The 21,858-nt window shown below is 63.4% G+C and carries 19 protein-coding genes; 11 read left to right on the top strand and 8 right to left on the bottom strand.

The window, feature by feature from the left end:
* Window positions 1-25: 25 nt before the first annotated feature.
* Complete coding sequence (locus tag AB8B20_RS25670; protein ID WP_439072572.1) at window positions 26-964, bottom strand: IS110 family transposase; 939 nt, start codon at window positions 962-964, stop codon at window positions 26-28.
* A gap of 429 nt (window positions 965-1,393) precedes the next feature.
* On the opposite strand from AB8B20_RS25670, the gene ribB reads away from it, so the two are divergent.
* The 5 genes from ribB to AB8B20_RS25645 all read left to right on the top strand — a co-directional run bounded on the left by ribB (window position 1,394) and on the right by AB8B20_RS25645 (window position 6,486).
* On the top strand, window positions 1,394-2,485 hold the full coding sequence (gene ribB, locus AB8B20_RS25665; RefSeq protein ID WP_089263618.1) for a 3,4-dihydroxy-2-butanone-4-phosphate synthase: 1,092 nt from the start codon (window positions 1,394-1,396) through the stop codon (window positions 2,483-2,485).
* Window positions 2,486-2,609: 124 nt separating this feature from the next.
* Window positions 2,610-3,824, top strand: a complete 1,215-nt coding sequence (locus AB8B20_RS25660) for an acyl-CoA dehydrogenase (RefSeq protein ID WP_120288483.1) — start codon at window positions 2,610-2,612, stop codon at window positions 3,822-3,824.
* A 250-nt stretch (window positions 3,825-4,074) separates the two neighbouring features.
* The gene (locus AB8B20_RS25655) at window positions 4,075-4,542 is read left to right on the top strand and encodes an RrF2 family transcriptional regulator (RefSeq protein WP_439073157.1); all 468 of its coding nucleotides are present in this window, start codon (window positions 4,075-4,077) and stop codon (window positions 4,540-4,542) included.
* The gene (locus AB8B20_RS25650) at window positions 4,539-5,438 is read left to right on the top strand and encodes an NAD(P)/FAD-dependent oxidoreductase (protein WP_439073158.1); all 900 of its coding nucleotides are present in this window, start codon (window positions 4,539-4,541) and stop codon (window positions 5,436-5,438) included. Before AB8B20_RS25655 ends, AB8B20_RS25650 begins: the two co-directional genes overlap by 4 nt.
* Window positions 5,439-5,550: 112 nt before the next feature.
* On the top strand, window positions 5,551-6,486 hold the full coding sequence (locus AB8B20_RS25645; RefSeq protein WP_175368810.1) for an MBL fold metallo-hydrolase: 936 nt from the start codon (window positions 5,551-5,553) through the stop codon (window positions 6,484-6,486).
* 216 nt (window positions 6,487-6,702) lie between these two features.
* Here the strand turns inward: AB8B20_RS25645 and AB8B20_RS25640 are convergent, their stop codons facing one another.
* Together AB8B20_RS25640 and AB8B20_RS25635 are read right to left on the bottom strand one after the other, a co-directional pair.
* On the bottom strand, window positions 6,703-7,854 hold the full coding sequence (locus AB8B20_RS25640) for a lactonase family protein (RefSeq protein ID WP_439073159.1): 1,152 nt from the start codon (window positions 7,852-7,854) through the stop codon (window positions 6,703-6,705).
* A gap of 92 nt (window positions 7,855-7,946) precedes the next feature.
* Complete coding sequence (locus tag AB8B20_RS25635; protein WP_439073160.1) at window positions 7,947-10,244, bottom strand: TonB-dependent receptor domain-containing protein; 2,298 nt, start codon at window positions 10,242-10,244, stop codon at window positions 7,947-7,949.
* Between the two features lie 95 nt (window positions 10,245-10,339).
* Between AB8B20_RS25635 and nikR the strand changes: the two genes are divergently transcribed.
* Complete coding sequence (gene nikR / locus AB8B20_RS25630) at window positions 10,340-10,780, top strand: nickel-responsive transcriptional regulator NikR (protein WP_320446859.1); 441 nt, start codon at window positions 10,340-10,342, stop codon at window positions 10,778-10,780.
* 202 nt (window positions 10,781-10,982) lie between these two features.
* On the opposite strand, the gene AB8B20_RS25625 is transcribed toward nikR, so the two are convergent.
* Window positions 10,983-11,801, bottom strand: a complete 819-nt coding sequence (locus tag AB8B20_RS25625; RefSeq protein WP_439073161.1) for an aldo/keto reductase — start codon at window positions 11,799-11,801, stop codon at window positions 10,983-10,985.
* A 125-nt stretch (window positions 11,802-11,926) separates the two neighbouring features.
* On the opposite strand from AB8B20_RS25625, the gene AB8B20_RS25620 reads away from it, so the two are divergent.
* The 5 genes from AB8B20_RS25620 to AB8B20_RS25600 all read left to right on the top strand — a co-directional run bounded on the left by AB8B20_RS25620 (window position 11,927) and on the right by AB8B20_RS25600 (window position 17,214).
* A complete protein-coding gene (locus AB8B20_RS25620; protein WP_256461202.1) occupies window positions 11,927-12,052 on the top strand; it encodes a hypothetical protein in 126 nt (41 codons plus the stop codon).
* 109 nt (window positions 12,053-12,161) lie between these two features.
* Window positions 12,162-13,412, top strand: a complete 1,251-nt coding sequence (locus AB8B20_RS25615) for a sarcosine oxidase subunit beta family protein (protein WP_439073162.1) — start codon at window positions 12,162-12,164, stop codon at window positions 13,410-13,412.
* 7 nt (window positions 13,413-13,419) lie between these two features.
* Entirely contained in the window at window positions 13,420-13,680 is a 261-nt protein-coding gene (locus AB8B20_RS25610) for a sarcosine oxidase subunit delta (RefSeq protein ID WP_439073163.1), read from the top strand.
* Window positions 13,677-16,643 carry a sarcosine oxidase subunit alpha family protein gene (locus tag AB8B20_RS25605; protein ID WP_439073164.1) on the top strand — a complete coding sequence of 989 codons (2,967 nt, stop codon included), beginning with the start codon at window positions 13,677-13,679 and terminating at the stop codon, window positions 16,641-16,643. Before AB8B20_RS25610 ends, AB8B20_RS25605 begins: the two co-directional genes overlap by 4 nt.
* Window positions 16,636-17,214, top strand: a complete 579-nt coding sequence (locus AB8B20_RS25600; RefSeq protein WP_439073165.1) for a sarcosine oxidase subunit gamma — start codon at window positions 16,636-16,638, stop codon at window positions 17,212-17,214. The genes AB8B20_RS25605 and AB8B20_RS25600 overlap by 8 nt, the downstream gene beginning before the upstream one ends.
* A gap of 203 nt (window positions 17,215-17,417) precedes the next feature.
* Here the strand turns inward: AB8B20_RS25600 and AB8B20_RS25595 are convergent, their stop codons facing one another.
* The 4 genes from AB8B20_RS25595 to AB8B20_RS25580 are packed head-to-tail and all read right to left on the bottom strand — an operon-like array spanning window position 17,418 to window position 21,814.
* Window positions 17,418-18,356 carry a 2-hydroxyacid dehydrogenase gene (locus tag AB8B20_RS25595; RefSeq protein ID WP_439073166.1) on the bottom strand — a complete coding sequence of 313 codons (939 nt, stop codon included), beginning with the start codon at window positions 18,354-18,356 and terminating at the stop codon, window positions 17,418-17,420.
* Window positions 18,357-18,375: 19 nt separating this feature from the next.
* Window positions 18,376-20,007 (bottom strand): ABC transporter ATP-binding protein, encoded by a 1,632-nt coding sequence (locus tag AB8B20_RS25590; RefSeq protein ID WP_439073167.1) that lies wholly within the window; start codon window positions 20,005-20,007, stop codon window positions 18,376-18,378.
* Window positions 20,007-20,846 (bottom strand): ABC transporter permease, encoded by an 840-nt coding sequence (locus tag AB8B20_RS25585; RefSeq protein ID WP_093759485.1) that lies wholly within the window; start codon window positions 20,844-20,846, stop codon window positions 20,007-20,009. Before AB8B20_RS25585 ends, AB8B20_RS25590 begins: the two co-directional genes overlap by 1 nt.
* Complete coding sequence (locus tag AB8B20_RS25580; protein ID WP_120288470.1) at window positions 20,843-21,814, bottom strand: ABC transporter permease; 972 nt, start codon at window positions 21,812-21,814, stop codon at window positions 20,843-20,845. Before AB8B20_RS25580 ends, AB8B20_RS25585 begins: the two co-directional genes overlap by 4 nt.
* Window positions 21,815-21,858 lie beyond the last annotated feature (44 nt).

Below are 21,858 nucleotides of genomic sequence, written 5' to 3'. Positions count from 1 at the left end.
GCGGGGAGAGCGACTGTCTTGTTGGTCAAGCGTTTTGATGCTGCCATGGGGTCTTGTCTCGCAGGATGGCGTTGAGGATGGTGAGCAGCTTGCGGGCGAGGGCGATGATAGCGACGAGCTTGGGCTTGCCGGCGGCGACAAGCTTGTCGCGGAACAGTTTGAGCTGCGGATTGAAGCGGGCGGCCACCATCGCTCCCATGAACAACACGCGGCGTACATTGGCCCGGCCGCCGCCGATGAAGCTCTTGCCGCGCCACTGGCCGGATTGCCGAGTCCATGGCGCCAAACCGGCGAGCGCCGCAATCTGACGACGATCTAGTGTGCCGAGCTCCGGCAGTTCGGCAATCAGGCTGCGCGCGATGGTCGGACCGATGCCGGGCACCGACACCAGCAAGTCTTCTTTCTCGGCCCAGGCCGGCGATCCCCGCACGTGATCGCCGATGTCGTCGTCCAGTTCGGACAACTCCTTCTCCAGTGCCTTGTGGAGCCGGGCGATGCTCTTCTTCAGCCGCAGATTGCTGACGCGCCGTGCACGCTGGCTTTCCGCGGCAATCATCTCGACGATCTGGCGCCGACGTGCCACCAGATCGGCTAGCAGCCGCGTCGTCGCATCGGGAAGCGGCCGCAGTTGCGGTTTGGTCGCCTCGGCAAAATGCGCGATCACCATGGCATCGATCGGATCGGTCTTGGCGCGCTTGCCGAGGGCATTGGCAAAGGCGCGCACCTGCGCCGGATTGACCACCACCACAGGCAGATCGGCGCCGGCCAATCCTGCGGCGACGACCGTCTCAAAGCCGCCCGTCGCCTCGATCGCCACCATCCGTGGCGGCCGCGCTTTCAGCCGCGCGATCAGATCATCGATCCCCGCACCATTGCGGGCAACCGCAAAACTCTCACCGCCCGGACGCAACGCCACATCCAGCCGATCCTTCGACACATCGATGCCAACATAAATCGCGTCCATCTGATCCCATCCTTGCGCAACCGGGCTTGCTGAGCGGCCCAAGCGACTGTTCGGGTTCGATGGAACGGCAAGCAAGGACCCGCGCTCTCCCACGGGCTTGGTGTCCCTCAGGTCACTCGGTCTCCCGCCTGCCACCGCTCCGCACAACTTAGCAGATCCGGCGGCTGGCAAGTTACAAGGTCGCCGCGTCTTCGCGGCGGGTGAGGGGGACTTTCCATCCACTCATCAGTTCGTGGAACGTCCCCCTCATCCGACCCGATCATGCTTCGCATGCTCGGGCCACCTTCTCCCCGCAAGCGGGGAGAAGGCAAACTCCCCATTCCGCACTGCGAACCCGCATACCGCCCCCCATTTCCGCGGGTTGCACCGCCCCCCGCTCTGCGCCATATGGACTTCACACAGAGCAAGAGTGCATCCGAGGCGAATTTTATGGCCGACCCGATTTCAGACGTTCTGCAAGCCTTTGCCGCCGGCGAAATGGTCGTGGTGACCGACGATGACGACCGCGAGGGCGAAGGCGATCTCATCGTCGCCGCGTCGTTCTGTACCGCCGAGAAGATGGCCTTCATCATCCGGCACACCTCCGGCATCGTCTGCGCGCCGATCACCACCGAGGATGCGCGCCGCTTGCGGCTCGATCCGATGGTCGTCAACAACGATAGCAACCACACCACCGCCTTTACCGTCTCCATCGACTACAAGCCCGATGGCGGTACCGGTATTTCCGCCGATGAGCGCGCCTCCTGCTGCCGCGCACTGGCCAATCCGAATGCCGGCGCCAATGACTTCGCCCGCCCCGGTCACATCTTCCCGCTGATCGCGCGTGAGGGCGGCGTGCTGATGCGCTCCGGCCATACCGAAGCCGCCGTCGATCTGTGCAAGCTGGCCAATCTCGCGCCCGTCGGCGTCATCAGCGAATTGATGAACGACGATGGCTCGGTGATGAAGGGCCAGCAGGTCGTCGACTTCGCGGCCAAGCACAAGCTCAAGCATGTCACGATCGCTGACATGATCGCCTATCGTCAGGCCCGCGAGAAGCTGATCGAGCGCGTCTCGACCTTCACCACCGACAGTCCGATCGGCCCGCTGCACGGCTATTCCTATCGCTCGCCCTTCGATCCGATCCACCATGTTGCCTTCGTTTACGGCAGCGTCGGCGACGGCAAGAACGTGCTGACGCGCTTCCACAAGCCGAACATCGTGCGCGACGTGTTTTTCGGCCCGGCCAAGATGCAGCCCGTGCTGGAACGCTTCAAGAAGAACGGCAGCGGCGTGCTCGTCTATCTGCGCGACGGCGCCGCGGGCGTGCCCGTCGAGCCGCTCGATGCGCCGAAGTCGGCGGAAGCCGACCGCAACCGGCAGTGGCGTGAAATCGGCGTCGGTGCACAGATCCTGCGCGATCTCGGCGTCACCTCGATCCGCCACCTGACCTCGTCGACCCATGACTACAAGGGCCTGTCGGGTTTCGGCATCGAGATCGCCTGCAACGAACAGCTTGATGGCGATAGTTCAAAGACCTAAAATGCCGTAGCACGCAATGCGCGGGTGCCGCCTGAGACGGCACCCTGTTGAGCGAAACAGCGCTTGCGACCAGAACACGCGCAGCCAATGCGCATTACTCAGCCATGATGTGAAAGGGATTTCGATGAGCGTTGCCCCCAAGGCAAAGGACAAGCCCGCCGCTGCAAGTTTCCAGTGGGACGATGCGTTCCTGCTCGATAGCCAGCTCACCGAAGACGAGCGCATGATCCGCGACACCGCGCGCGCTTACGCCCAGGACAAGCTGCTGCCGCGCGTCAACGACGCTTATCTCAATGAGCATACCGACCGCGAAATCTTCAACGAGATGGGCGAGCTCGGCCTGATCGGCATCACGCTGCCGGAAGATTATGGCTGCGCCAATGCCAGCTATGTCGCCTACGGCCTCGTGGCCCGCGAAATCGAGCGCGTCGACTCGGGCTACCGCTCGATGAACTCGGTGCAGTCGTCGCTGGTGATGTATCCGATCTACGCTTACGGCGACGAGAACCAGCGCAAGAAATACCTGCCCAAGCTCGCCACCGGCGAGTGGGTCGGCTGCTTCGGCCTGACCGAGCCCGATGCCGGCTCCGATCCCGGCGGCATGAAGACCCGCGCCGAGAAGGTGTCGGACGGCTACAAGCTCTCGGGCTCCAAGATGTGGATCTCCAACGCCCCGATCGCCGACGTGTTCGTGGTCTGGGCGAAGTCCGCCGCGCATGACAACCAGATCCGCGGCTTCATTCTCGAGAAGGGCATGAAGGGCCTCACGGCGCCGAAGATTGGCGGCAAGCTCTCGCTGCGCGCTTCGATCACCGGCGAAATCGTCATGGACGGCGTGATCGTGCCGGAAGAGAATCTGCTGCCCAACGTCTCGGGCCTGAAGGGTCCGTTCGGCTGCCTCAACCGCGCCCGCTACGGCATCTCCTGGGGCGTGCTCGGCGCCGCCGAGGACTGCATGGCCCGCGCCCGCCAGTACACGCTGGACCGCAAGCAGTTCAACCGCCCGCTCGCGGCTACCCAGCTGGTACAGAAGAAGCTTGCCGACATGCTGACCGAAATCTCGCTCGGCTTGCAGGGCAGCTTGCGCGTCGGCCGTCTGATGGACGAAGGCAATTTCCATCCGGACATGATCTCGGTGGTGAAGCGCAACAATTGCGGCAAGTCGCTGGATATCGCCCGCATGGCCCGCGACATGCACGGCGGCAACGGCATCCAGGCCGAATACCATGTGATGCGCCATGCGCAGAACCTGGAGACCGTGAACACCTATGAAGGCACCCACGACGTGCACGCGCTGATCTTGGGACGTGCGATCACGGGTATCCAGGCCTTCGGTTAAGCGCCTACGCTTCAGATTTCAAAGCTTCGAAATGCCCGGCCTCGCGCCGGGCATTTTTTATTTGGCCATACTTCCGTCATTCCGGGGCGTGGCCGGCTCTTGCCGGACGCGAACCTGGAATCCCGGAGTGTTTGGCTACGGAGACTCCCATGTCGAGATTCCGGGCTCGGTCCCGCCGCCTGCGGCGTCGGCCCCGCCCCGGAATGACAGAGGGTTGACGCTTGCCTTTTCATGTATCATCATAAGTTACATGAGACGAGACAACCGCCTCTCGGCCACGCTGCATGCGCTGCTGCACATGGCCGAGCAGAACCGCCCGATGACCTCGGCCGAACTGGCCATGTGCATGACCACCAATGCAGTGGTCGTCCGCCGCACCATGGCGGGGCTGCGCGAAGCGGGCCTCGTGCGCTCCGAAAAGGGCCATGGCGGCGGCTGGGAGATCGCGCGCGCCCTCGCAACCGTGACGCTGAAGGACATCTACGACGCGCTGGGCAAGCCCAGCCTGATGGCCATGGGTATTCATCTGGAAAGCCCGACCTGCCTTGTCGAGCAGGCCGTCAATCACTCGCTCACATCGGCCTTTGCAGAAGCAGAAGCCGTGCTGATCGGCCGCCTTGCGGATGTCACGTTGGCGCAGCTCGCCGCGGATTTTCACGCGCGGGCGGAGGATCATCGCAGCAAAATTCAGAGCAAGATTTCAAGGAAGACAAAATGAGTTTCGATGCCATCGTCATCGGCGGCAGCTATGCCGGCCTCTCCGCAGCGCTGCAATTGGCGCGGGCGCGCCGCAAGATCCTGGTGATGGATTCCGGCCAGCGCCGTAATCGCTTCGCTGAACACTCCCACGGCTTTCTCGGTCAGGACGGGCGTCCGCCGGGCGCGATCGCTGCAGACGCCCGCGCGCAGTTGATGAAATATCCTACGGTCGCGTGGGTTGATGCGAAAGCCACAACGAGTGAAGGCGAAACGAACGCTTTCAGTGTCAGCACCGAGAGCGGCGCGCAATACGGGGCCCGGCGCATCATCCTCGCTGCCGGCGTGGTCGATGCACTGCCAGATGTCCCCGGTCTCGCCGAGCGCTGGGGCAAGCATGTGTTTCACTGCCCGTATTGCCATGGCTATGAACTCGACCAGGGTCGCATCGGCGTGCTGGCCTCGTCGGAGATGTCGATGCATCACGCCTTGATGCTGCCGGACTGGGGATCGACGACGCTGTTTCTCAACGGCGCGTTCACGCCGGACGCTGAGCAAATCACGCAACTGATGCAACGCGGCGTCACTATCGAGCGCGAACCGATCAGGCGATTGTCAGGCGCATCCATCGATGTCGAACTCACGGATGGCCGCGTCGTTCCGCTCGATGGCATGTTCACGCTGACGCGCACCAGCCCGGCGTCGCCGCTCGGCGCACAGCTCGGCTGTGCCATGGAAGACGGGCCGATGGGACCGTTCCTGCAGACCGACATGTTCAAGGAAACCACCGTCTCCGGCGTGTTCGCCTGCGGTGACATGGCGCGCGCGACGGGCTCCGTGGCGCTTGCGGTGGGCGATGGCGCGATGGCCGGGGTCGGCGCGCATCGGTCGCTGATGTTCGGGACGGGCCACGGCTAGAGTTGGACGCCTAGCGGCTTCAGCGCATGGCTGCAGCGAATTGTCGTGGTTTGATTTCCCTGATCATGTTGCTAGTCATCACAGGCCAAGAACATGCTGGGAAGGACCGACCATGAGCGACAAGGATAACGGCGCTAACGACGACGTTCCGTTCAATCGCGATTATCCGCTCAAGCCCGGCGTCGTCGATCAGGTCCGCCCAAACGTGCGCCGGGTTCTCTGTAATAACCCCTCGCCTTTCACCTTTACCGGAACCAACAGCTATATCGTCGGCACCGGCAAGGTCGCGATCATCGATCCCGGCCCGGCCAATGACGCGCATCTGCAGGCGCTGCTCGATGCGGTGAAGGGCGAAACGGTGACGCATATTCTCGTCACCCATACCCATAGCGACCATTCGCCGAATACCGCGGCGCTCAAGGCCGCCACCGGCGCCACGGTCTACGCCGAAGGCCCGCACCGCGCCTCGCGGCCGCGCTTCGAGAGCGAAAAACACTCGCCGGAGTCAGGCGCCGACCGGGACTTCAAGCCGGACGTACTGGTCGCCGACGGCGACGTGATCGAAGGCGACGGCTGGGCGCTGGAAGGCGTGGCGACGCCGGGCCACACCGCCAACCACATGGCCTTTGCCTGGCGCGAGAAAAAATATCTCTTTGTCGCCGATCATGTGATGGGCTGGTCGACCTCCATCGTCGCGCCGCCCGATGGCTCGATGATCGACTACATGGCCTCACTCGACAAACTCGCGGCGCGCGACGAGGACCTGTATTTCTCCGGCCACGGCCCGGACATTCCCGACGCGCAGCGCTATGTCCGCTTTCTCATTCGCCACCGCCGCGCCCGCGAAGCCTCGATCCTGCATCGTCTCGGCAAGGGCGAAGCGGATATCCCCACCATCGTGCGCGCGATCTATATCGGGCTAGATCCACGCCTGACGGGTGCCGCCGGCTATTCGGTGCTGGCGCATCTGGAAGATCTCGTCGCCCGCGGCCTGGTGCTGACGGACGGCGACCCGGTCATCAGTGGGAGTTATCGGATGGCTGCTTAACCTCTCCCCGCATTGCGGGGAGAGGTCGCCGCGTCTTCGCGGCGGGTGAGGGGCAGGGCACACACTCACAACAATCAAGCGACGATTGGATCGCGCCGGACACGAGAGAAAAGCTCTGCGGCATCGACGTGCCCACGCCCCTCACCCCACCCCTCTCCCCGCATTGCGGAGAGAGGCAGCCAGAGGACGGTGCGTCGGATCGAAGTGAGACAGTCCTTACGGCAGATTCACGATCTCGACCCAGTTCGGATTCTTGCCCACGGGTGTTTCGCTCAGCTTGGTCAGGCTGCCCGTCGCCTTGTCGATGGCATAGGTCGTCATGCTGTTCGATAGCTGCCCGACCACCAGCAGATAGCGTCCTGACGGATCGATATTGAAGCCGCGCGGCTGCTTCTCCGTCGCGGTGGAGCCAAGCGATGTCAGCGCGCCGGTTTTGGGATCGACACGGAACGCAGCGATCGTGTTGCTGGTGCGCTCCGACGCATAGAGAAACTTGCCGTCGGGTGTCAGATGGATATCCGCCGCCCAGGGCTTGCCGTCAAAGCCCTTGGGCAGCGCGGAGGCGACCTGCGTTTCCTTCTTCAGCGTGCCGGTGGCAGCGTCCCATGGAAACACATAGATCGCCGCATCGAGCTCGTTGAGCAGATAGACGAACTTCTTGTCCGGCGAGAACACCAGATGGCGAGGGCCACCTTTCGCCTTCACGCTCACGGTCGGCGGATCGTTCGGCGTCAGCTTTCCCGCCTTGGCATCGAATTTCTGCTGATAGATGACATCGCCGCCGAGGCTCGTATGCAGCACATAGCGATTGGTGGGGTCGACGATAATGCAGTGCGCGTTCGGTTCGGTGGCGACGACCTGCTGTGCCGGCGCGATCACGCCATTGGGCCCGATGGCGTTCACCGTCACCTTGTTGCCGCCATAGGACGCGCTGAGCAGGAAGCGCCCGGTGCGATCGACGGCGATATAGGCCATGGAATCGGCCAGTGGCCCGGGGCCGACAAGTTTCAGTTTTCCAGTTTTGGCATCGATATCGAAGGTCACCGCCGTGTAGGGCTCGTTGCGCAAACCGGCATAGAGCCGGTGCTTCTCGGGGCTGATGGCCAGCGGCAGCGAGCCGCCCGGCTTCGCCGGCCCCGGCACCGCCACGGTATCGATCGCAGCGAGACTGCCATTCGCCTTCAATTCGAGAATGCTGATGTTCTGGCTGTCGGCATTACCGACATAGACGTAGGTGGCGGCACTGGCCGATGACATGATGAGCCCTGTTGCTAACGGGAGCGAGACGATCGCCAGCAGCGCCTTCAAACCGGCGCTGGCACGCGTGAATAGCCAACGGCGCGAAACGGAACGAACCCGTGCGAGCATCAACGCCTCCCTGCCTCTTTTCATTGGGAGGGATGATGCTACCGCCTTCTGGAATAGGCAAGCTGCGCTGCGGCAAAGTCAGAACCGCGAGATCAGAACCGGCCGGCCGCCGTCACCCGCAGTGCCAGCGGCTCGACCGGATGCAGCACGCGGTCCATGATGCCGGTCTGGCACACCGCGGCAGGCGCCGTCGGCGCCCCGCCGCCGCCCGGGAAGCACATGGCGAACAGCGAATCCGATTTCAGCAGCGAGCCATAGGCATAGGTGATCTGGTCCGACTTGCTATCGAGAATGTTGAAGGCATCGAGCTGGATGCGCCAGCCATTATCGAAGCGGTAACCAACCTGCCCGTTGAGCAGACCCGTGGCTGGCGAGATGAAGGCCGCGTCTTCAGTCAGCGGACGCGGGCCGAAATAACGATAGCGCAAGGCGCCAAACCAGCCGGTCGCCTCGCCCAGCCTGATGCCAGCCGAGGCGATCATGTTGGGCGCGCCGGGAATGAAATTGCCGGGCGCGTTGCCGATCTGCGAGGCTGGATAGCCATCCAGCTCCGCATAGGCCGCCGCGTGATCGGCATTGCTGCCGCGGAAGCGCGCGCGGGTCATTGCGAGATCGGCTTCAAGACTCAACCATGACGTGGGCTTGTAGTCGTTGGTCCATTCGAAGCCGACGCGGCGGCTGGGACGACTCGCTTCAGTGTCACCAGCATCACCGACGAACAGGATCTCGGAGGCGGAATCCAGCATGAAGAGCGCGATCGAGCTGGTCAGCCCTGGAATGAGCCTGGTGCGCAATCCAATCTCCGCGCCCTTTGTCTTGACCAGGAACGGCGAGCTATCGACCGGCGATCCGTCGCTCGGCGAATCCTTGATGGTCACACCGCGCGCATCGTTGCTGTGAAAACCCTCGCCGGCATTCAGGAACAGTTCGGTCCTGGCGAAAGGACCGAGCACGAGACCTGCCTTGGGGCTGCCGATGGTCGCCGTGGCGCTGCCGGAGTTCACCGGATTGAAGAACGAATTGACCGTGGTGTCGTAATAGTCGCCGCGCCAGCCGATATTGGTGCGCAGCCAGTCGGTCCAGAAGGTAGTGTTCTGCACGAACACGCCGACGCTACCCTCCTTCACGCCATCGTTGCGCGCGGTGGAGAGATATAGCCGCTGAATGGTGTTGCCGAGACTGACATTGATATCGTCGTAGCGGCTCTGGATGCCGACCTCGGTTTCGTTGCGGAAGCCTGCGATACTGTACTTGAATGTATGCGAGGCATTGATGCCGCCGAGCACGCGGTCGTCATATTGGTGAAACTGGTCGCCATTGACGGGATCGCTCAGGAAGAACGTGAAGTTGTTCCACAGATTGAGCTTGCTCTTGATGACGTAGAAATCGAGTTTGGTTGCGCTGTCGAGATCGGTTTGCCGGAGACGGCCGGACAGCGAGAAACGCTCCGAATTGCCGCCATCGCTGGGATCGAGCGCGCCATAGCGGCCGATCTCGCCGGAAGTGATTGCGCGCAGCGGCACCTGATCGGTGGAATTCCACTTGTTGCCATAGGCCATACCGGTCAGCGACAAACCATTGTCGGCGGTGCCCTGGATGTAGCGGATCACGCCATTGAGCTTCTGGAGCTTGTCGGGATTGTCCCACGGGCCGTTATAGATATTGGCCTCAGCGGCCACCAGCAGCGTGCCTTCGCCGACTTTGCCCGACGTCACGCCAAAGGCCCGGTTGTAACCGAAACTTCCTGATGTGATCGACGCCATGGTGCGCGCGACGCTGTCGATCAGGCTGACATGGATCGCACCCACGGACGAGAAGTCGCCTTCATCGGCGAAATACGGTCCCTTGCGGACGTTGACTGAATTGATCAGCTCGGGGATCACAAAATTTGTATCGGCATAGCCCTGGCCGTGACCATGGGTGCGCATGTTCACCGGCATGCCGTCGATGGAGATCGCCAGATCCGTGCCGTGATCAAGATTCACGCCGCGCAGGAAATACTGGTTGGCTTTGCCCTCGCCCGAATGCTGGGTGACGATCAGGCCGGGCGCGACTTCCAGCGCTTCGGCGGGACGCGACAGAGGACGTGCATTGATCTCGGCGCCGCTGACAGTCTTCTCGCTGGCAGAGGCGACCAGCGCCTGCGCTGCACTGGCACCGGGCGTGACACTCATGCCGCCGGCCCCCAACGTCGGTGCGGCAACATGGCGTGCCGCCGGGCGGCCCGCCTCATTCCCGCTGCGCGGTACACGTGGTTTGACCGCAGGCCCCGGCGGCGCCTCGACTTCGACCGGCGACAGCACTGTCGCCGGCTGCGCAACCGACAGCGTGACGGCTGCGAGCGACGAGGCCAGCGAGATTCCGGCCGATGAAAAGAGAGAGCGATGCATCGGTCAGTCGGCCGGGCTATGCTGGGTTCAACCGGAACACACTGACATGCCAAGTATGACAAAGTCAAAGATTCGTCATACTTTTGAGAGGGCCGATGCAGCGCATTACGATCACGCTCGATGACGACCTGATGGAAGAGCTGGATGCGATGATCGCCGAACACGGCTATCAGAACCGCTCCGAAGCGATCCGCGATTTCGCCCGTGCCGGCATGCAGCAGGCCGCGCAGGAAAAGGGCAAGGCCGGCGAATGCGTGGCCGCCCTAGTCTATGTCTATGATCACGCCCAGCGCGATCTGTCACGCCGGCTGGTCGACACCTATCACCATCACCATGACCTCTCGCTGGCGACGCTGCATGTGCATCTCGACGGCGACAACTGCATGGAAGTCACGGCGCTGCGCGGCTCCGGCAGCGAAGTGCAGCACTTTGCCGATCACATCATTGCGGAGCGCGGCGTGAAGTATGGGCGGGTGGTGATGATGCCGACGGGGAAGAAGGCGGAGGGGAAGAAGAAGGGGCACAGTCACGGGTGATGTGGAGCTTCCTTCCCCTCTCCCCCAGCGCGGCAAAGCAGCGCGCAGCGGGAGAGGGTGGATCGAACCGCGCAGCGGTTCGAGACGGGAGAGGGAGCGCCACAGGCTCCGTACGTTGTGGCGCCCCTCTCCCGCCTTCGCTTCGCTCAGGCACCCTCTCCCCCCGCGAAGCTGCGCTTCGCGGGGGAGAGGGGAAGAAAGATCAATCCCAATCCGGCGCGAAACCCGGATTGACCAGCCGCTGCGTCTTCGGCAGTGCTGCGATCGCCTTGCGGTCGTCGTCGTCCAGCGTGACCTTCAGCGCATCGAGATTGGCCTGCTGGCTTTCCTTGCGCGACGCCTTGGGGATCGCCGCGACGCCGTCCTGATCGAGCAACCATTTCAATGCGACCTGCGCCGCTGACACGCCGTGCTTGGCGGCGATCTTTTTCATCACATCGTTGTCGGCCAGCCGGCCCTGGCCGAGCGGACAATAGGCCACCAGCGGGATCGACTTCGACCGCAGATAGGTCAGCAGCTTCGTCTGGTCGAGCAGCGCATGATATTCGACCTGATTGCAGGCGACCGGCGCGCCGATCTCCTCCACCGCCTGCTTCATCAGCTTGACCGGGAAATTCGCGACGCCGATGGCGCGAACGCGGCCCTCATCCTTCAGCTTCAGCAACGTCTCGAAGATCGTCGGGAGATTCATGCCCTTCGAGGGCCAGTGCACCAGATAAAGATCGATGACATCGAGTCCGAGCTTCTTCAGGCTGGTGTCGAAGGCGCGCCTGATGGCATCCGGCGCGAGGTTCTCGTGCCAGACCTTGGTGGTGACATGCAGGTCCTTGCGCGCGATGCCCGAGGCCTTGATGCCGGCGCCGACTTCCGCCTCGTTGCCATACATTTCGGCGGTGTCGATGTGGCGATAACCGAGGCCGATGGCGCTTTCCACGCCGGCGACGCCGCCGTCGCCCGTGAGCTTGAACGTGCCGAGGCCGAGCTTCGGCACTGAAATGCCCTGCGTGTTCAGATTGTCCATGTCACTTCCTCAAGCATGTCAATTCTTCAATATGGCGAAACCGTCCGAGACGACGGCGCCTGAAGTGTTTGATACGGTGCCAGCCTGCAACGATAAACTCAAATCACCGGGAGAGTTTCAGCACCATGGAAAAGGCATTACGCGGATGGCTCGACTCCCACGGCCTGCTGGCCATCACTGCGGCCGTGCTCGGGGTCATCAGCCTGCTGGCCATGATCCTGGTGGTGGGCGGCTTCTGGCTGGCACGCTAAACGGCATCATCTCACGATGTCGCTAATGGGCTTCTGAATGTCGCACATGGACTGGTGCCGATCCCCGAAATACGCGACACTCCGGGCCTGATCGCCACCCGGATTTTCCATGCGCTATTCGCTGACGTCCCTGCTCAGGCAAACCCTCACCGGCCACAAAGGCTGGACGCCGCAATGGCGCGATGCTGCGCCGAAGCCCGAATACGACATCATCATCGTCGGCGGCGGCGGCCATGGGCTGGCGACGGCCTATTATCTGGCGAAAGAGTACGGCCTCACGAACATCGCCGTCCTCGAGAAGAGCTGGATCGGGTCAGGCAATATCGGCCGCAACACCACCATCATCCGGTCCAACTATCTGCTCTCGGAAAACATCTCGCTCTATGAGCTGTCGCTGAAACTGTGGGAAGGCCTCGAGCAGGACTTCAACTACAACGCCATGGTCAGCCAGCGCGGCGTATTGAACCTCTATCACTCCGACGGCCAGCGCGACGCCTATGCCCGGCGCGGCAACATGATGCGGCTGAACGGCGCCGATTCCGAGCTGCTGGACCGTGAGGGCGTGCGCAAACTCTATCCGTTCCTGAATTTCGACGCCGCGCGGTTTCCGATCCAGGGCGGCCTCTTGCAGAAGCGCGGCGGCACCGTGCGCCATGATGCCGTCGCCTGGGGCTATGCCCGCGGCGCCAGCGATCGCGGCGTCGACGTGATCCAGAATTGCGAGGTCACGGGGATCGACATCGTCGACGGTCGCGTGGTGGGCGTGCAGACCTCGCGCGGCGCGATCAAGGCCAAGAAGATCGGCATTGCCGTCGCCGGCTCGTCGTCGCGCGTTGCGGCGATGGCCGGGATGCGGCTGCCGATCGAAAGTCATGTGCTGCAGGCCTTCGTCTCCGAGGGACTGAAGCCTTTCATTCCCGGCGTCATCACCTTCGGCGCCGGGCACTTTTACATCAGCCAGTCCGACAAGGGCGGCCTGGTGTTTGGCGGCGATATCGACGGCTACAACTCCTATGCTCAGCGCGGCAATCTGCCTGTGGTCGAGGATGTCTGCGAAGGCGGCATGGCCCTGATGCCGGCGATCGGCCGCGCGCGGATGCTGCGCAACTGGGGCGGCCTCGTCGACATGTCGATGGACGGCTCGCCGATCATCGACCGCACCCACGTCAAAGGACTCTATCTTAATGCCGGCTGGTGCTATGGCGGCTTCAAGGCGACGCCGGGCTCGGGCTTCGTCTTCGCGCATCTGCTGGCGAAGGACGAGCCGCATCCCGCCGCCAATCGTCTGCTGCTGGGTCGCTTCCGTAGCGGCCACATCGTCGACGAAAAGGGCCAGGGCGCCCAACCGAACCTGCATTGAGGCCCCCATGCGCATCCCCTGCCCTTATTGCGGATCCCGCGACGCCTCGGAGTTTTTCTATTCCGGCGATGCCGCGCTGACACGGCCCGCGCCCGAGAGTGCGGATGCGATGTTCGACTATGTCTATCTGCGCGACAATCCAGTCGGCGTTCACAGGGAATATTGGTATCACGCCGCCGGCTGTCATGCCTGGCTGACGGTGACGCGCAACGTCTCGACGCATGAGGTGATCGACGCCGTGCTGGCCCATGATGAGGCTGCATCATGAGCATCTCGCGTCGTCTCGCATCCAGTGGGCTGATCGACCGGTCCAAGCCGATCAATTTCACCTTCGACGGCAAGACCTATGGCGGCTATGCCGGCGATACGCTGGCGTCGGCGCTGCTCGCCAATGACACGATGCTGGTCGGCCGGTCGTTCAAATATCACCGGCCGCGCGGCATCTTCTCCGCTGGGCCCGAAGAGCCGAATGCGCTGGTGACGCTGCGCTCGGGCGCGCGCGCCGAACCAAACACCAAGGCCACCACGGTCGAGCTGTTTGATGGCCTGGACGCATCGAGCCAGAATTGCTGGCCGTCGCCGAATTTCGATCTGCGCGCCGTGCATCAGCTCGCCGGCCCGCTGCTGAATGCCGGATTCTACTACAAGACCTTCATGTGGCCGGCGGCGTTCTGGGAGAAATTCTACGAGCCCGCCATCCGTGCCTCGGCGGGCCTCGGCGCACTCAGCGGCCTCGACGATCCCGACACTTACGAAAAATCGTACGCCTTCTGTGACCTGCTGGTGATCGGCGCCGGCCCGGCAGGCCTCGCCGCCGCACTTGCGGCGGGACGCGCCGGGGCGCGCGTGATCGTGGCAGAAGAAGATTTCGTGCTCGGCGGGCGCCTTCTGAGCGACACCGCGCAGATCGATGGCATCTCAGCGGCCTCATGGGCAGCGCTGGCGGAAGCCGAACTCGGCACACTGCCGAATGTCCGCATCCTCAAGCGCACGGCCGTGTTCGGCGCCTATGACGGCGAATATGGCGCCATCGAGCGCGTCAGCGATCACCTGCCGGTGCCACCGCCATTCATGCCGCGTCAGCGGCTGTGGAAGGTCGTCGCCAAACAGTGTGTGCTCGCCGCTGGCGCACAGGAACGACCGCTTGTATTTCCCGGCAATGACCGGCCCGGCATCATGCTGGCGTCGGCATTGCGCACTTACGCCAACCGCTTCGGCGTGGTGCAGGGCCAACGCGTTGCGATCTTCACCACATCGGACGATGGCTGGCGCAGTGCGTTCGACTTGCAAGCGGCCGGCGCCGAGATCGCTGTTGTGGTCGATGCACGGACGGAGGTTTCGCCTGAGGTGCGCAAACTCGCAGGCAATGCACCGCAGTTTCTCCGCGCGCATGTCTCCGACACGTCAGGCTATCGCAGGCTGACGACGATCGAGATCACCGACAGTGCGGGCAAGACCCGCAGCGTGGCTGCGGACACGCTTGGCGTTTCCGGCGGCTGGTCGCCGAGCATCGGCATCGCCACGCATCTGGGCGGCAAGGGCAACTGGTCGGAGGAGAAATCCGCATTTCTCTGCAACGACATGCCGCCCGGCATGCAGATCGCGGGCGCCGCAGCCGCGCAATGGACGCTGGCGCGGGCATTGGAGAGCGGTACACTGGCCGGAGCAAAAGCTGCTTCGCATGTCGGCGTCGGCCTGCAGACGCAGAAGCCCATCACCGCCAGCGACGAGGCGTCCGGTAACAATCCGGTCTGGCTGTTTAAGGGATCGCGCCGCAAGGCGTTCGTTGACCTGCAGAACGATGTCACCGCGACCGATGTTGCTCTCGCTGCGCAGGAGGGCTTCCGTTCGGTCGAGCAGCTCAAGCGCTACACGACTTTGGGCATGGCGACCGATCAAGGCAAGACATCCAATGTCAACGGCTTGGCGATCCTCGCCGGCGAGATCAGGAAGACCATCGCCGAAACCGGCGCGACGCGGGCACGCCCGCCGCATGTGCCGGTCGCCATCGGTGCTTTTGCGGGTCTGCACAGCGGCAAGCATTTCAAGCCGACGCGGCTGACGGCGAGCCACGCGGCCTCCGCTGCGGCGGGCGCCACCTTCGTTGAAGCCGGCCAATGGATGCGCGCGCAATGGTTCAACGCGCCCGGTGAGAGCGACTGGTTGCAGAGCGTCACCCGCGAGGTGAAGGCGGTGCGCTCCAGCGTCGGCATCTGCGATGTCTCGACCCTCGGCAAGATCGCGCTGTGCGGATCGGATGTCGGCACGTTCCTCGACCGCGTCTATATCAACACCTTCTCGACGCTGCCCATCGGCAAGGTGCGCTACGGCGTGATGCTGCGCGAGGACGGCTTCGTGATGGATGACGGCACCACCGCGCGGCTCTCCGCCGATCATTATGTAATGACCACCACCACCGTAAATGCCGGCAAGGTGATGCAGCATCTGGAATACTGCCATCAGGTGCTGTGGCCCGAACTCGACGTGCAGATGGTCTCGGTGACCGAACAATGGGCACAAGTTGCCGTCGCCGGGCCTAAGTCGCGCGAGCTGCTGCAGGCGCTGCTCGGCGATGCCTTTGATGTCTCCAATGAGGCCTTCCCGTATCTGGCCTGTGCTGAATTCCACGTCGGCACCGTTCCGCTGCGGTTGTTCCGCGTCTCGTTCTCCGGCGAGCTCGCTTATGAGATCGCTGTGCCAGCGGGCTATGGCGAAGCGCTGTTCAACGCGCTGATACAGGCCGGCAAGGCGTTCGACGTCGTGCCCTATGGCACCGAGGCGCTATCAGTGATGCGGATCGAAAAGGGTCATCTCGCCGGCTCCGAACTCAACGGCCAGACCGTGGCCCGCGATCTCGGGCTCGGACGGATGACGTCGGTGAAGAAGGACTATATCGGCCGCACCATGGCCGCACGTGAGGCGCTGATCGATCCGGATCGGCCGACGCTGGTCGGCCTGCGGCCGGTCGATCGCAGCCATCGTTTGCGTAATGGCGCATTGCTGTTCGCGCGCGGCGTGACGCCTGCGCCGGACAACAATGCCGGCTTCATCACCTCGACAGCCTTTAGCCCGGGCAACAATCACTGGATCGGCCTTGGCCTGCTGGCCCGCGGGCCGGAACGGCATGGCGAGATCATCCGCGCCTGGGATCCGGTACGCTCCGGCGACTATGAGCTCGAAGTCGTAGATCCCGTCTTCGTCGATACAGAAGGAGCGCGGCTGCGTGCTTGATCTCGCTTACGTCTCCGCATTTGCCGGCTTGCGATCCATCGGCGATGGCCGCGGCGTCATCGCCAGGGAACGTCGCGGCATCGCCATTGCCACCGTGATGGCGCGCAAAGGCCAGAGTGCCGCGCTCGCTGCTGCCGTGAAGGAACAGTTCGATATCAATCTGCCACTGGGACCGCACGGCTCCGGCAGCGACGCGACCTCGTTTCTCGGCACCGGTCCCGGCCGCTGGCTGGTGACCCACGATGCGGGCACACCGCGTTTCGTCGATAGCCTTGCGCAGCAGCTCGATGGCCTCGCCTCCGTCGTCGATCAGTCCGATGGCGTCGGATTGCTGCGGCTAACCGGGCCGGCCCTGCTCGACGTGCTCGCCAAGGGCGTCGCCATAGATCTCAGCGCCATCGCGTTTCCCGCCGGCAGTGTTGCCGTCACGCAGATCGCACATATGGGCGTGACGCTGTGGAAGGTCGACGAGGCGCCAACTTTCCACATCGCGGTCGCGCGCAGCATGGCCGGCAGTTTCCTGCACTGGCTGGAAGCGTCGGCGGCGATGACGGGATTGGCGGTGGAGTAGTCGCTTTCTTAACCTCGCCCCGCTTGCGGGGAGAGGTCGGAGCCGAGCGGCTAGCGAGGCTTCGGGTGAGGGGGAGCTAGTGTTCTACTCGCTAGCTCCCCCTCACCCGTCGCGACAAGCTTCGCTTGTCACGCCACCCTCTCCCCGCTTAGCGAAGCTTCGCTTCGCCGGGCGGGGCGAGGGAAGCAAGCCGCTCCGTCCATCTAATACCCCCGGCTGCGATCCAACGAATCCTTCGGCCGCACACCGGCCTGCACGGCTTCTGCCGTGGCAAGGATGGTATCGCCGATCGCGGTCATCGTGACTTCGCAGGCGTCGTGCGGCGTCAGCACGATCTGCGGATGCGACCAGAACGGATGGTCCTTGGGCAGCGGTTCGGTGTGGAAGACATCGAGTGTCGCGCCGGAGAGCTGCCCGCCGGCGAGCGCATCGAGGATATCCTGCTCAACGGAGTGCTCGCCGCGGCCGACCTGAATGAGATAACTGCCGCGCGGCAGCTTGGCGAACAGGCTTGCATCGAGGATGCCGCGGGTTTCCTCGGTGAGCGGCAGCAGGTTCACCAGCACCTCAGAGCCCGCGAGCATCGCATCGAGCCCATCGCTGCCGTGGAAGCCGGTCACGCCGGGTGTCGTCGGCTTGGCCGAGCGGCTCCAGACCCTGACGGGAAAGCCGAGCATCGCCAGATCGGACGCGACGCGCGCGCCGATGGCGCCGTAGCCGAGAATGCCGATCGGAACCTCGGACGGGCGGCGCCCGCCACCGAGGCGCTTCCACACGTGATCGCGCTGGTTCTGCAGATACGTCCCGAACTGGCGCTGGTGATAGATCACGTTCCAGATCACGAAGCCCGACATCATCTGCGCCTGTGCCGGCTCGACCACGCGCACCACGTCGATGCCGTCGCGCAGGCTCGGACAGTTCAGGATGCTGTCGGCGCCGGCGCCGATGGAACACGCTGCCTTCAGGTTCGGATAGTGATCGAACCCGTCGGCATGCGGATGCCAGCTCACCGCCATGTCGATTTTAGCGGGATCGGTGCCGTCGAGATGGTCGACAAAATTCACCTTGCCGTCGAGCCGGGCGATTTCGTTGGTCAGGTATTTGCGCAGGTTGATGGTCCTGCTCAGGAAAACACAAGTCACGGGAGACGTCGGCATAAGGTCAGGCGGCCTGGGATGGCGAACTCTGGCCGGGGACGGCGCCGAGCAATTCGCGGGTGTAGGGATGTTCCGGCGCCGCAAACAGTTGCGCCGTCGGCTTCAGCTCGACGATCACACCGCGCTGCATCACCGCGATGCGATCGCAGATCTGTGCGGCGACACGAAGGTCGTGGGTGATGAACAGCATCGACAGACCAAGGCGGGCCTTGAGGTCTTCCAGCAGCTTCAGCACCTGCGCCTGCACGGAGACGTCGAGCGCGGAGACGGCTTCGTCGGCGACGATGATCTCCGGATCCATCGCAAGCGCGCGGGCGATGCCGAGACGCTGGCGCTGGCCGCCGGAGAATTCATGCGGATAGCGGTCGAGCGAACCGGCATCGAGGCCGACCATTCCCAGCAGATCACGCGCACGCTGCATCGCGACCTTCGGATCGGTGCCGCGGGCGATCGGGCCATCGGTGATGATCTGGCCGACCCGGCGACGCGGATTGAGCGAGGCGAACGGGTCCTGAAAGATCATCTGGATGCGGTGGCGCTGCGCGCGCAGCGCCTTGCCTTCGAGTGCCGTGAGATCGATATCCCCGATGCGCACGGTGCCGCGGTCGGCTTCGATCAGCCGCATCACCAGACGCGCCACTGACGATTTGCCCGAACCGGACTCGCCAACGAGACCGACGGTCTCACCCTGCATGATCGAGAACGTGACTTCGTTCGCCGCCTGCACGCGGCGATCCGGCTTGAACCAGCCGCCCGAGGTCACATAGGTCTTGTCGAGGCCGATGACCTCGACAGCCTTCGCATTTTCATCCAGCGACGCGCGCACCGGCGGGTGCATCGAAGGCACGGCAGCCAGCAGAGCCTTGGTGTAATCGTGCTGCGGATTCCTGAAGACGGCGTCGATCGAGCCTTCCTCGACGATCTTGCCATGACGCAGCACCACGACGCGGTCAGCGATATCGGCGACGACGCCGAAGTCGTGGGTGATGAACATCACCGCCATGTTGCGGCTGCGCTGCAGATTGCGGATCAGCTTGAGGATCTGAGCCTGGGTAGTGACGTCGAGTGCCGTGGTCGGCTCGTCGGCGACGAGCACTGATGGTTCGAGCGCAAGTGCCATGGCGATCATCGCACGCTGGCGCTGACCACCGGAGAGCTGGTGCGGATAGGCGCGGATGATGCGCTCTGGATCGGGCAGACCGACTTCCTTGGCGAGGCTGAGGGCCTTGGCGCGGCGCTCCTTCGGCGTCAAAAGATTATGCGCCTCGAACATTTCCATCATCTGCTCGCCAATCCGCATCAGAGGATTGAGCGCCGTCATCGGCTCCTGGAACACCATGGCGATGCCGCGGCCGCGCACTTCGCGCCAGCCGCTTTCGTCGAGCTTCAGGAGATTCTGGCCTTCGAACAGAACTTCGCCGGTCTCGGTCTTCACCGTATCCGGCAACAGTCCCATCAGCGCATGGGCGCACATGGACTTGCCGGAACCGGATTCGCCGACGACGCAAACGATCTCGCCGGGAATGAGATCGATGGACACGCCATCGACCGCATAGGGACGTTCGGCGCTCTTCGGCAAAGCAATCTTGAGGTTCTTGATGGAAACGGCGGGCGCTTTAGACGGCACTTGGGTCATCAGCGGCTATCCTTCGCCAGGCGCGGATTGAGCGCGTCGTTGAGGCCTTCGCCGATCAGGTTCATGCCGAGCACCGAAATCAGGATGGCGACCCCGGGGAAGACCGTGATCCACCAGGCCTGACGGATCACCGTCCGGCCCGCGCCGACCATATAGCCCCAGGACATCAGGTTGGGATCGCCAAGGCCGAGGAACGACAGCGAGGATTCCAGCAGAATCGCATTGGCGACCATCAGCGACGCCAGCACGATCACCGGCGACAGCGCATTCGGCAAAATCTCGCGCGAGATGATCCAGGTATTACTCTGGCCGGTGACGATGGCGGCCTGGACATATTCGCGGGTACGCAGCGACAGCACCTCACCGCGCACCAGACGCGCCACCGGCGGCCACGAGACGATGGCGATGGAACCGACGATGGAATAGATCGACGGCTGCAGGATCGCCACCAGCACAATGGCCAGCGGGAAGCTGGGAATGGTCTGGAAGAACTCGGTGAAGCGCATCAGGGCGTCGTCGACCTTGCCGCCGAAATAACCGGCGATGGCGCCGAGCGGCACGCCGATCGTCAGCGCCACGGTGGTCGAAACGAGACCGACCAGCAGCGACACGCGAGCGCCATAGATCAGGCCGGCAAACACGTCGCGGCCCAGCGCATCGGTGCCGAGGGTCACCATGGGATTGGTGAAGGGCGGCAGGAACGGCCGCTGCACCATCCGCCAGGGCGAGGTCGGGAAGATCATTTGCCCGAACAGCGCGACGAAAATCGCAAGCGTGATGATGACCAGACCGATAACGCCGCCGGGATTGCGCAGCATCAATTTCCAGAACTTCTTCATGATGCAAACTCGATGCGTGGATCGACCAGCCGATAGACGAGGTCGGTGACGAGGTTGAAGATCAGGACCATCGCCGAGCAGACCACGAAGACGCCGAGCAGAAGGTTATAATCGCGTTGCAAGAGCGCCTCATAGAGCAACCTGCCAATGCCGGGCCATGCAAACACCGTCTCGGTGAGCACGGCACCGCCGACCAACGTACCGGAATGGACGCCGGCCAGCGTCACCACCGGCAGCAGCGCGTTGCGCAGCACGTGGCGGCGCTGGATGATGTTGTCGCGCAGGCCCTTGGCGCGGGCCGTCTTGACGAAATCGAGCCGCTTGACCTCAAGCATCGAGGCGCGCGTCATGCGCGTATAGGTCGCCATGAAGAACAGGCCGATGGTCATGGCCGGCATCACCAGATGCAGAGCCACGTCTTTCACATGTGCCCATCCGGTAAAGTTTCCACCGACGGTCTCGTAGCCGAAGCTCGGCAGCCAGCCGAGATAGACCGAGAACAGCAGGATCGACATCAGCGCGACCCAGAAGATCGGCGTGGCATAGAACAGCAGCGCGGAGACAGTGATGGCGGTGTCCGCCCATGTCCCCGCAAATCTCGCGGCCAGCGTACCGAATGTGATGCCCAGTAACAGCGATATGCCGAACGCCGTCAGCGTCAGCAGCAGCGTCGCCGGCAGACGCTCGGCGATCAGCTTCGCGACCGGCATCTGCTGGCGGAACGAGAAACCGAGGTCGAGGGTGACGACACCCTTCACGTAAATGAACAGCTGCTCCGGCAGCGGTTTGTCCAGTGAGAACTTTTCGCGCAGCTGCTGGACGAATTGCTCATCGCTGGCGCCGGCCTCACCGGCCATCACCGCTGCGGGATCGCCGGGCGCAAGGCGGATCAGGAAGAAGTTCATCACGATGATCGCAAGCAGGACGAACACGCCCTTCACGATCCTCTGGGCAACGAATGACAGCATCAGAGGTCCATCGCATTCAGGTCAGAGTACACAAAGAAAACCCG

This window comes from Tardiphaga sp. 866_E4_N1_4, from assembly GCF_052076075.1.
Taxonomy (GTDB): domain Bacteria; phylum Pseudomonadota; class Alphaproteobacteria; order Rhizobiales; family Xanthobacteraceae; genus Tardiphaga; species Tardiphaga robiniae.
Note: the sequence above shows the minus strand (reverse complement) of the source record. Positions and strands in the feature narration are given on the sequence as shown.

Excerpts from the sequence above, each read along its gene's own strand:
- AB8B20_RS25670 (WP_439072572.1), bottom strand. The coding sequence starts at position 964 with ATGGACGCGATTTATGTTGGCATCGATGTGTCGAAGGATCGGCTGGAT.
- ribB (WP_089263618.1), top strand. The coding sequence starts at position 1,394 with ATGGCCGACCCGATTTCAGACGTTCTGCAAGCCTTTGCCGCCGGCGAA.
- AB8B20_RS25660 (WP_120288483.1), top strand. The coding sequence starts at position 2,610 with ATGAGCGTTGCCCCCAAGGCAAAGGACAAGCCCGCCGCTGCAAGTTTC.
- AB8B20_RS25655 (WP_439073157.1), top strand. The coding sequence starts at position 4,075 with ATGAGACGAGACAACCGCCTCTCGGCCACGCTGCATGCGCTGCTGCAC.
- AB8B20_RS25650 (WP_439073158.1), top strand. The coding sequence starts at position 4,539 with ATGAGTTTCGATGCCATCGTCATCGGCGGCAGCTATGCCGGCCTCTCC.
- AB8B20_RS25645 (WP_175368810.1), top strand. The coding sequence starts at position 5,551 with ATGAGCGACAAGGATAACGGCGCTAACGACGACGTTCCGTTCAATCGC.
- AB8B20_RS25640 (WP_439073159.1), bottom strand. The coding sequence starts at position 7,854 with ATGCTCGCACGGGTTCGTTCCGTTTCGCGCCGTTGGCTATTCACGCGT.
- AB8B20_RS25635 (WP_439073160.1), bottom strand. The coding sequence starts at position 10,244 with ATGCATCGCTCTCTCTTTTCATCGGCCGGAATCTCGCTGGCCTCGTCG.
- nikR (WP_320446859.1), top strand. The coding sequence starts at position 10,340 with ATGCAGCGCATTACGATCACGCTCGATGACGACCTGATGGAAGAGCTG.
- AB8B20_RS25625 (WP_439073161.1), bottom strand. The coding sequence starts at position 11,801 with ATGGACAATCTGAACACGCAGGGCATTTCAGTGCCGAAGCTCGGCCTC.
- AB8B20_RS25620 (WP_256461202.1), top strand. The coding sequence starts at position 11,927 with ATGGAAAAGGCATTACGCGGATGGCTCGACTCCCACGGCCTGCTGGCC.
- AB8B20_RS25615 (WP_439073162.1), top strand. The coding sequence starts at position 12,162 with ATGCGCTATTCGCTGACGTCCCTGCTCAGGCAAACCCTCACCGGCCAC.
- AB8B20_RS25610 (WP_439073163.1), top strand. The coding sequence starts at position 13,420 with ATGCGCATCCCCTGCCCTTATTGCGGATCCCGCGACGCCTCGGAGTTT.
- AB8B20_RS25605 (WP_439073164.1), top strand. The coding sequence starts at position 13,677 with ATGAGCATCTCGCGTCGTCTCGCATCCAGTGGGCTGATCGACCGGTCC.
- AB8B20_RS25590 (WP_439073167.1), bottom strand. The coding sequence starts at position 20,007 with ATGACCCAAGTGCCGTCTAAAGCGCCCGCCGTTTCCATCAAGAACCTC.
- AB8B20_RS25585 (WP_093759485.1), bottom strand. The coding sequence starts at position 20,846 with ATGAAGAAGTTCTGGAAATTGATGCTGCGCAATCCCGGCGGCGTTATC.
- AB8B20_RS25580 (WP_120288470.1), bottom strand. The coding sequence starts at position 21,814 with ATGCTGTCATTCGTTGCCCAGAGGATCGTGAAGGGCGTGTTCGTCCTG.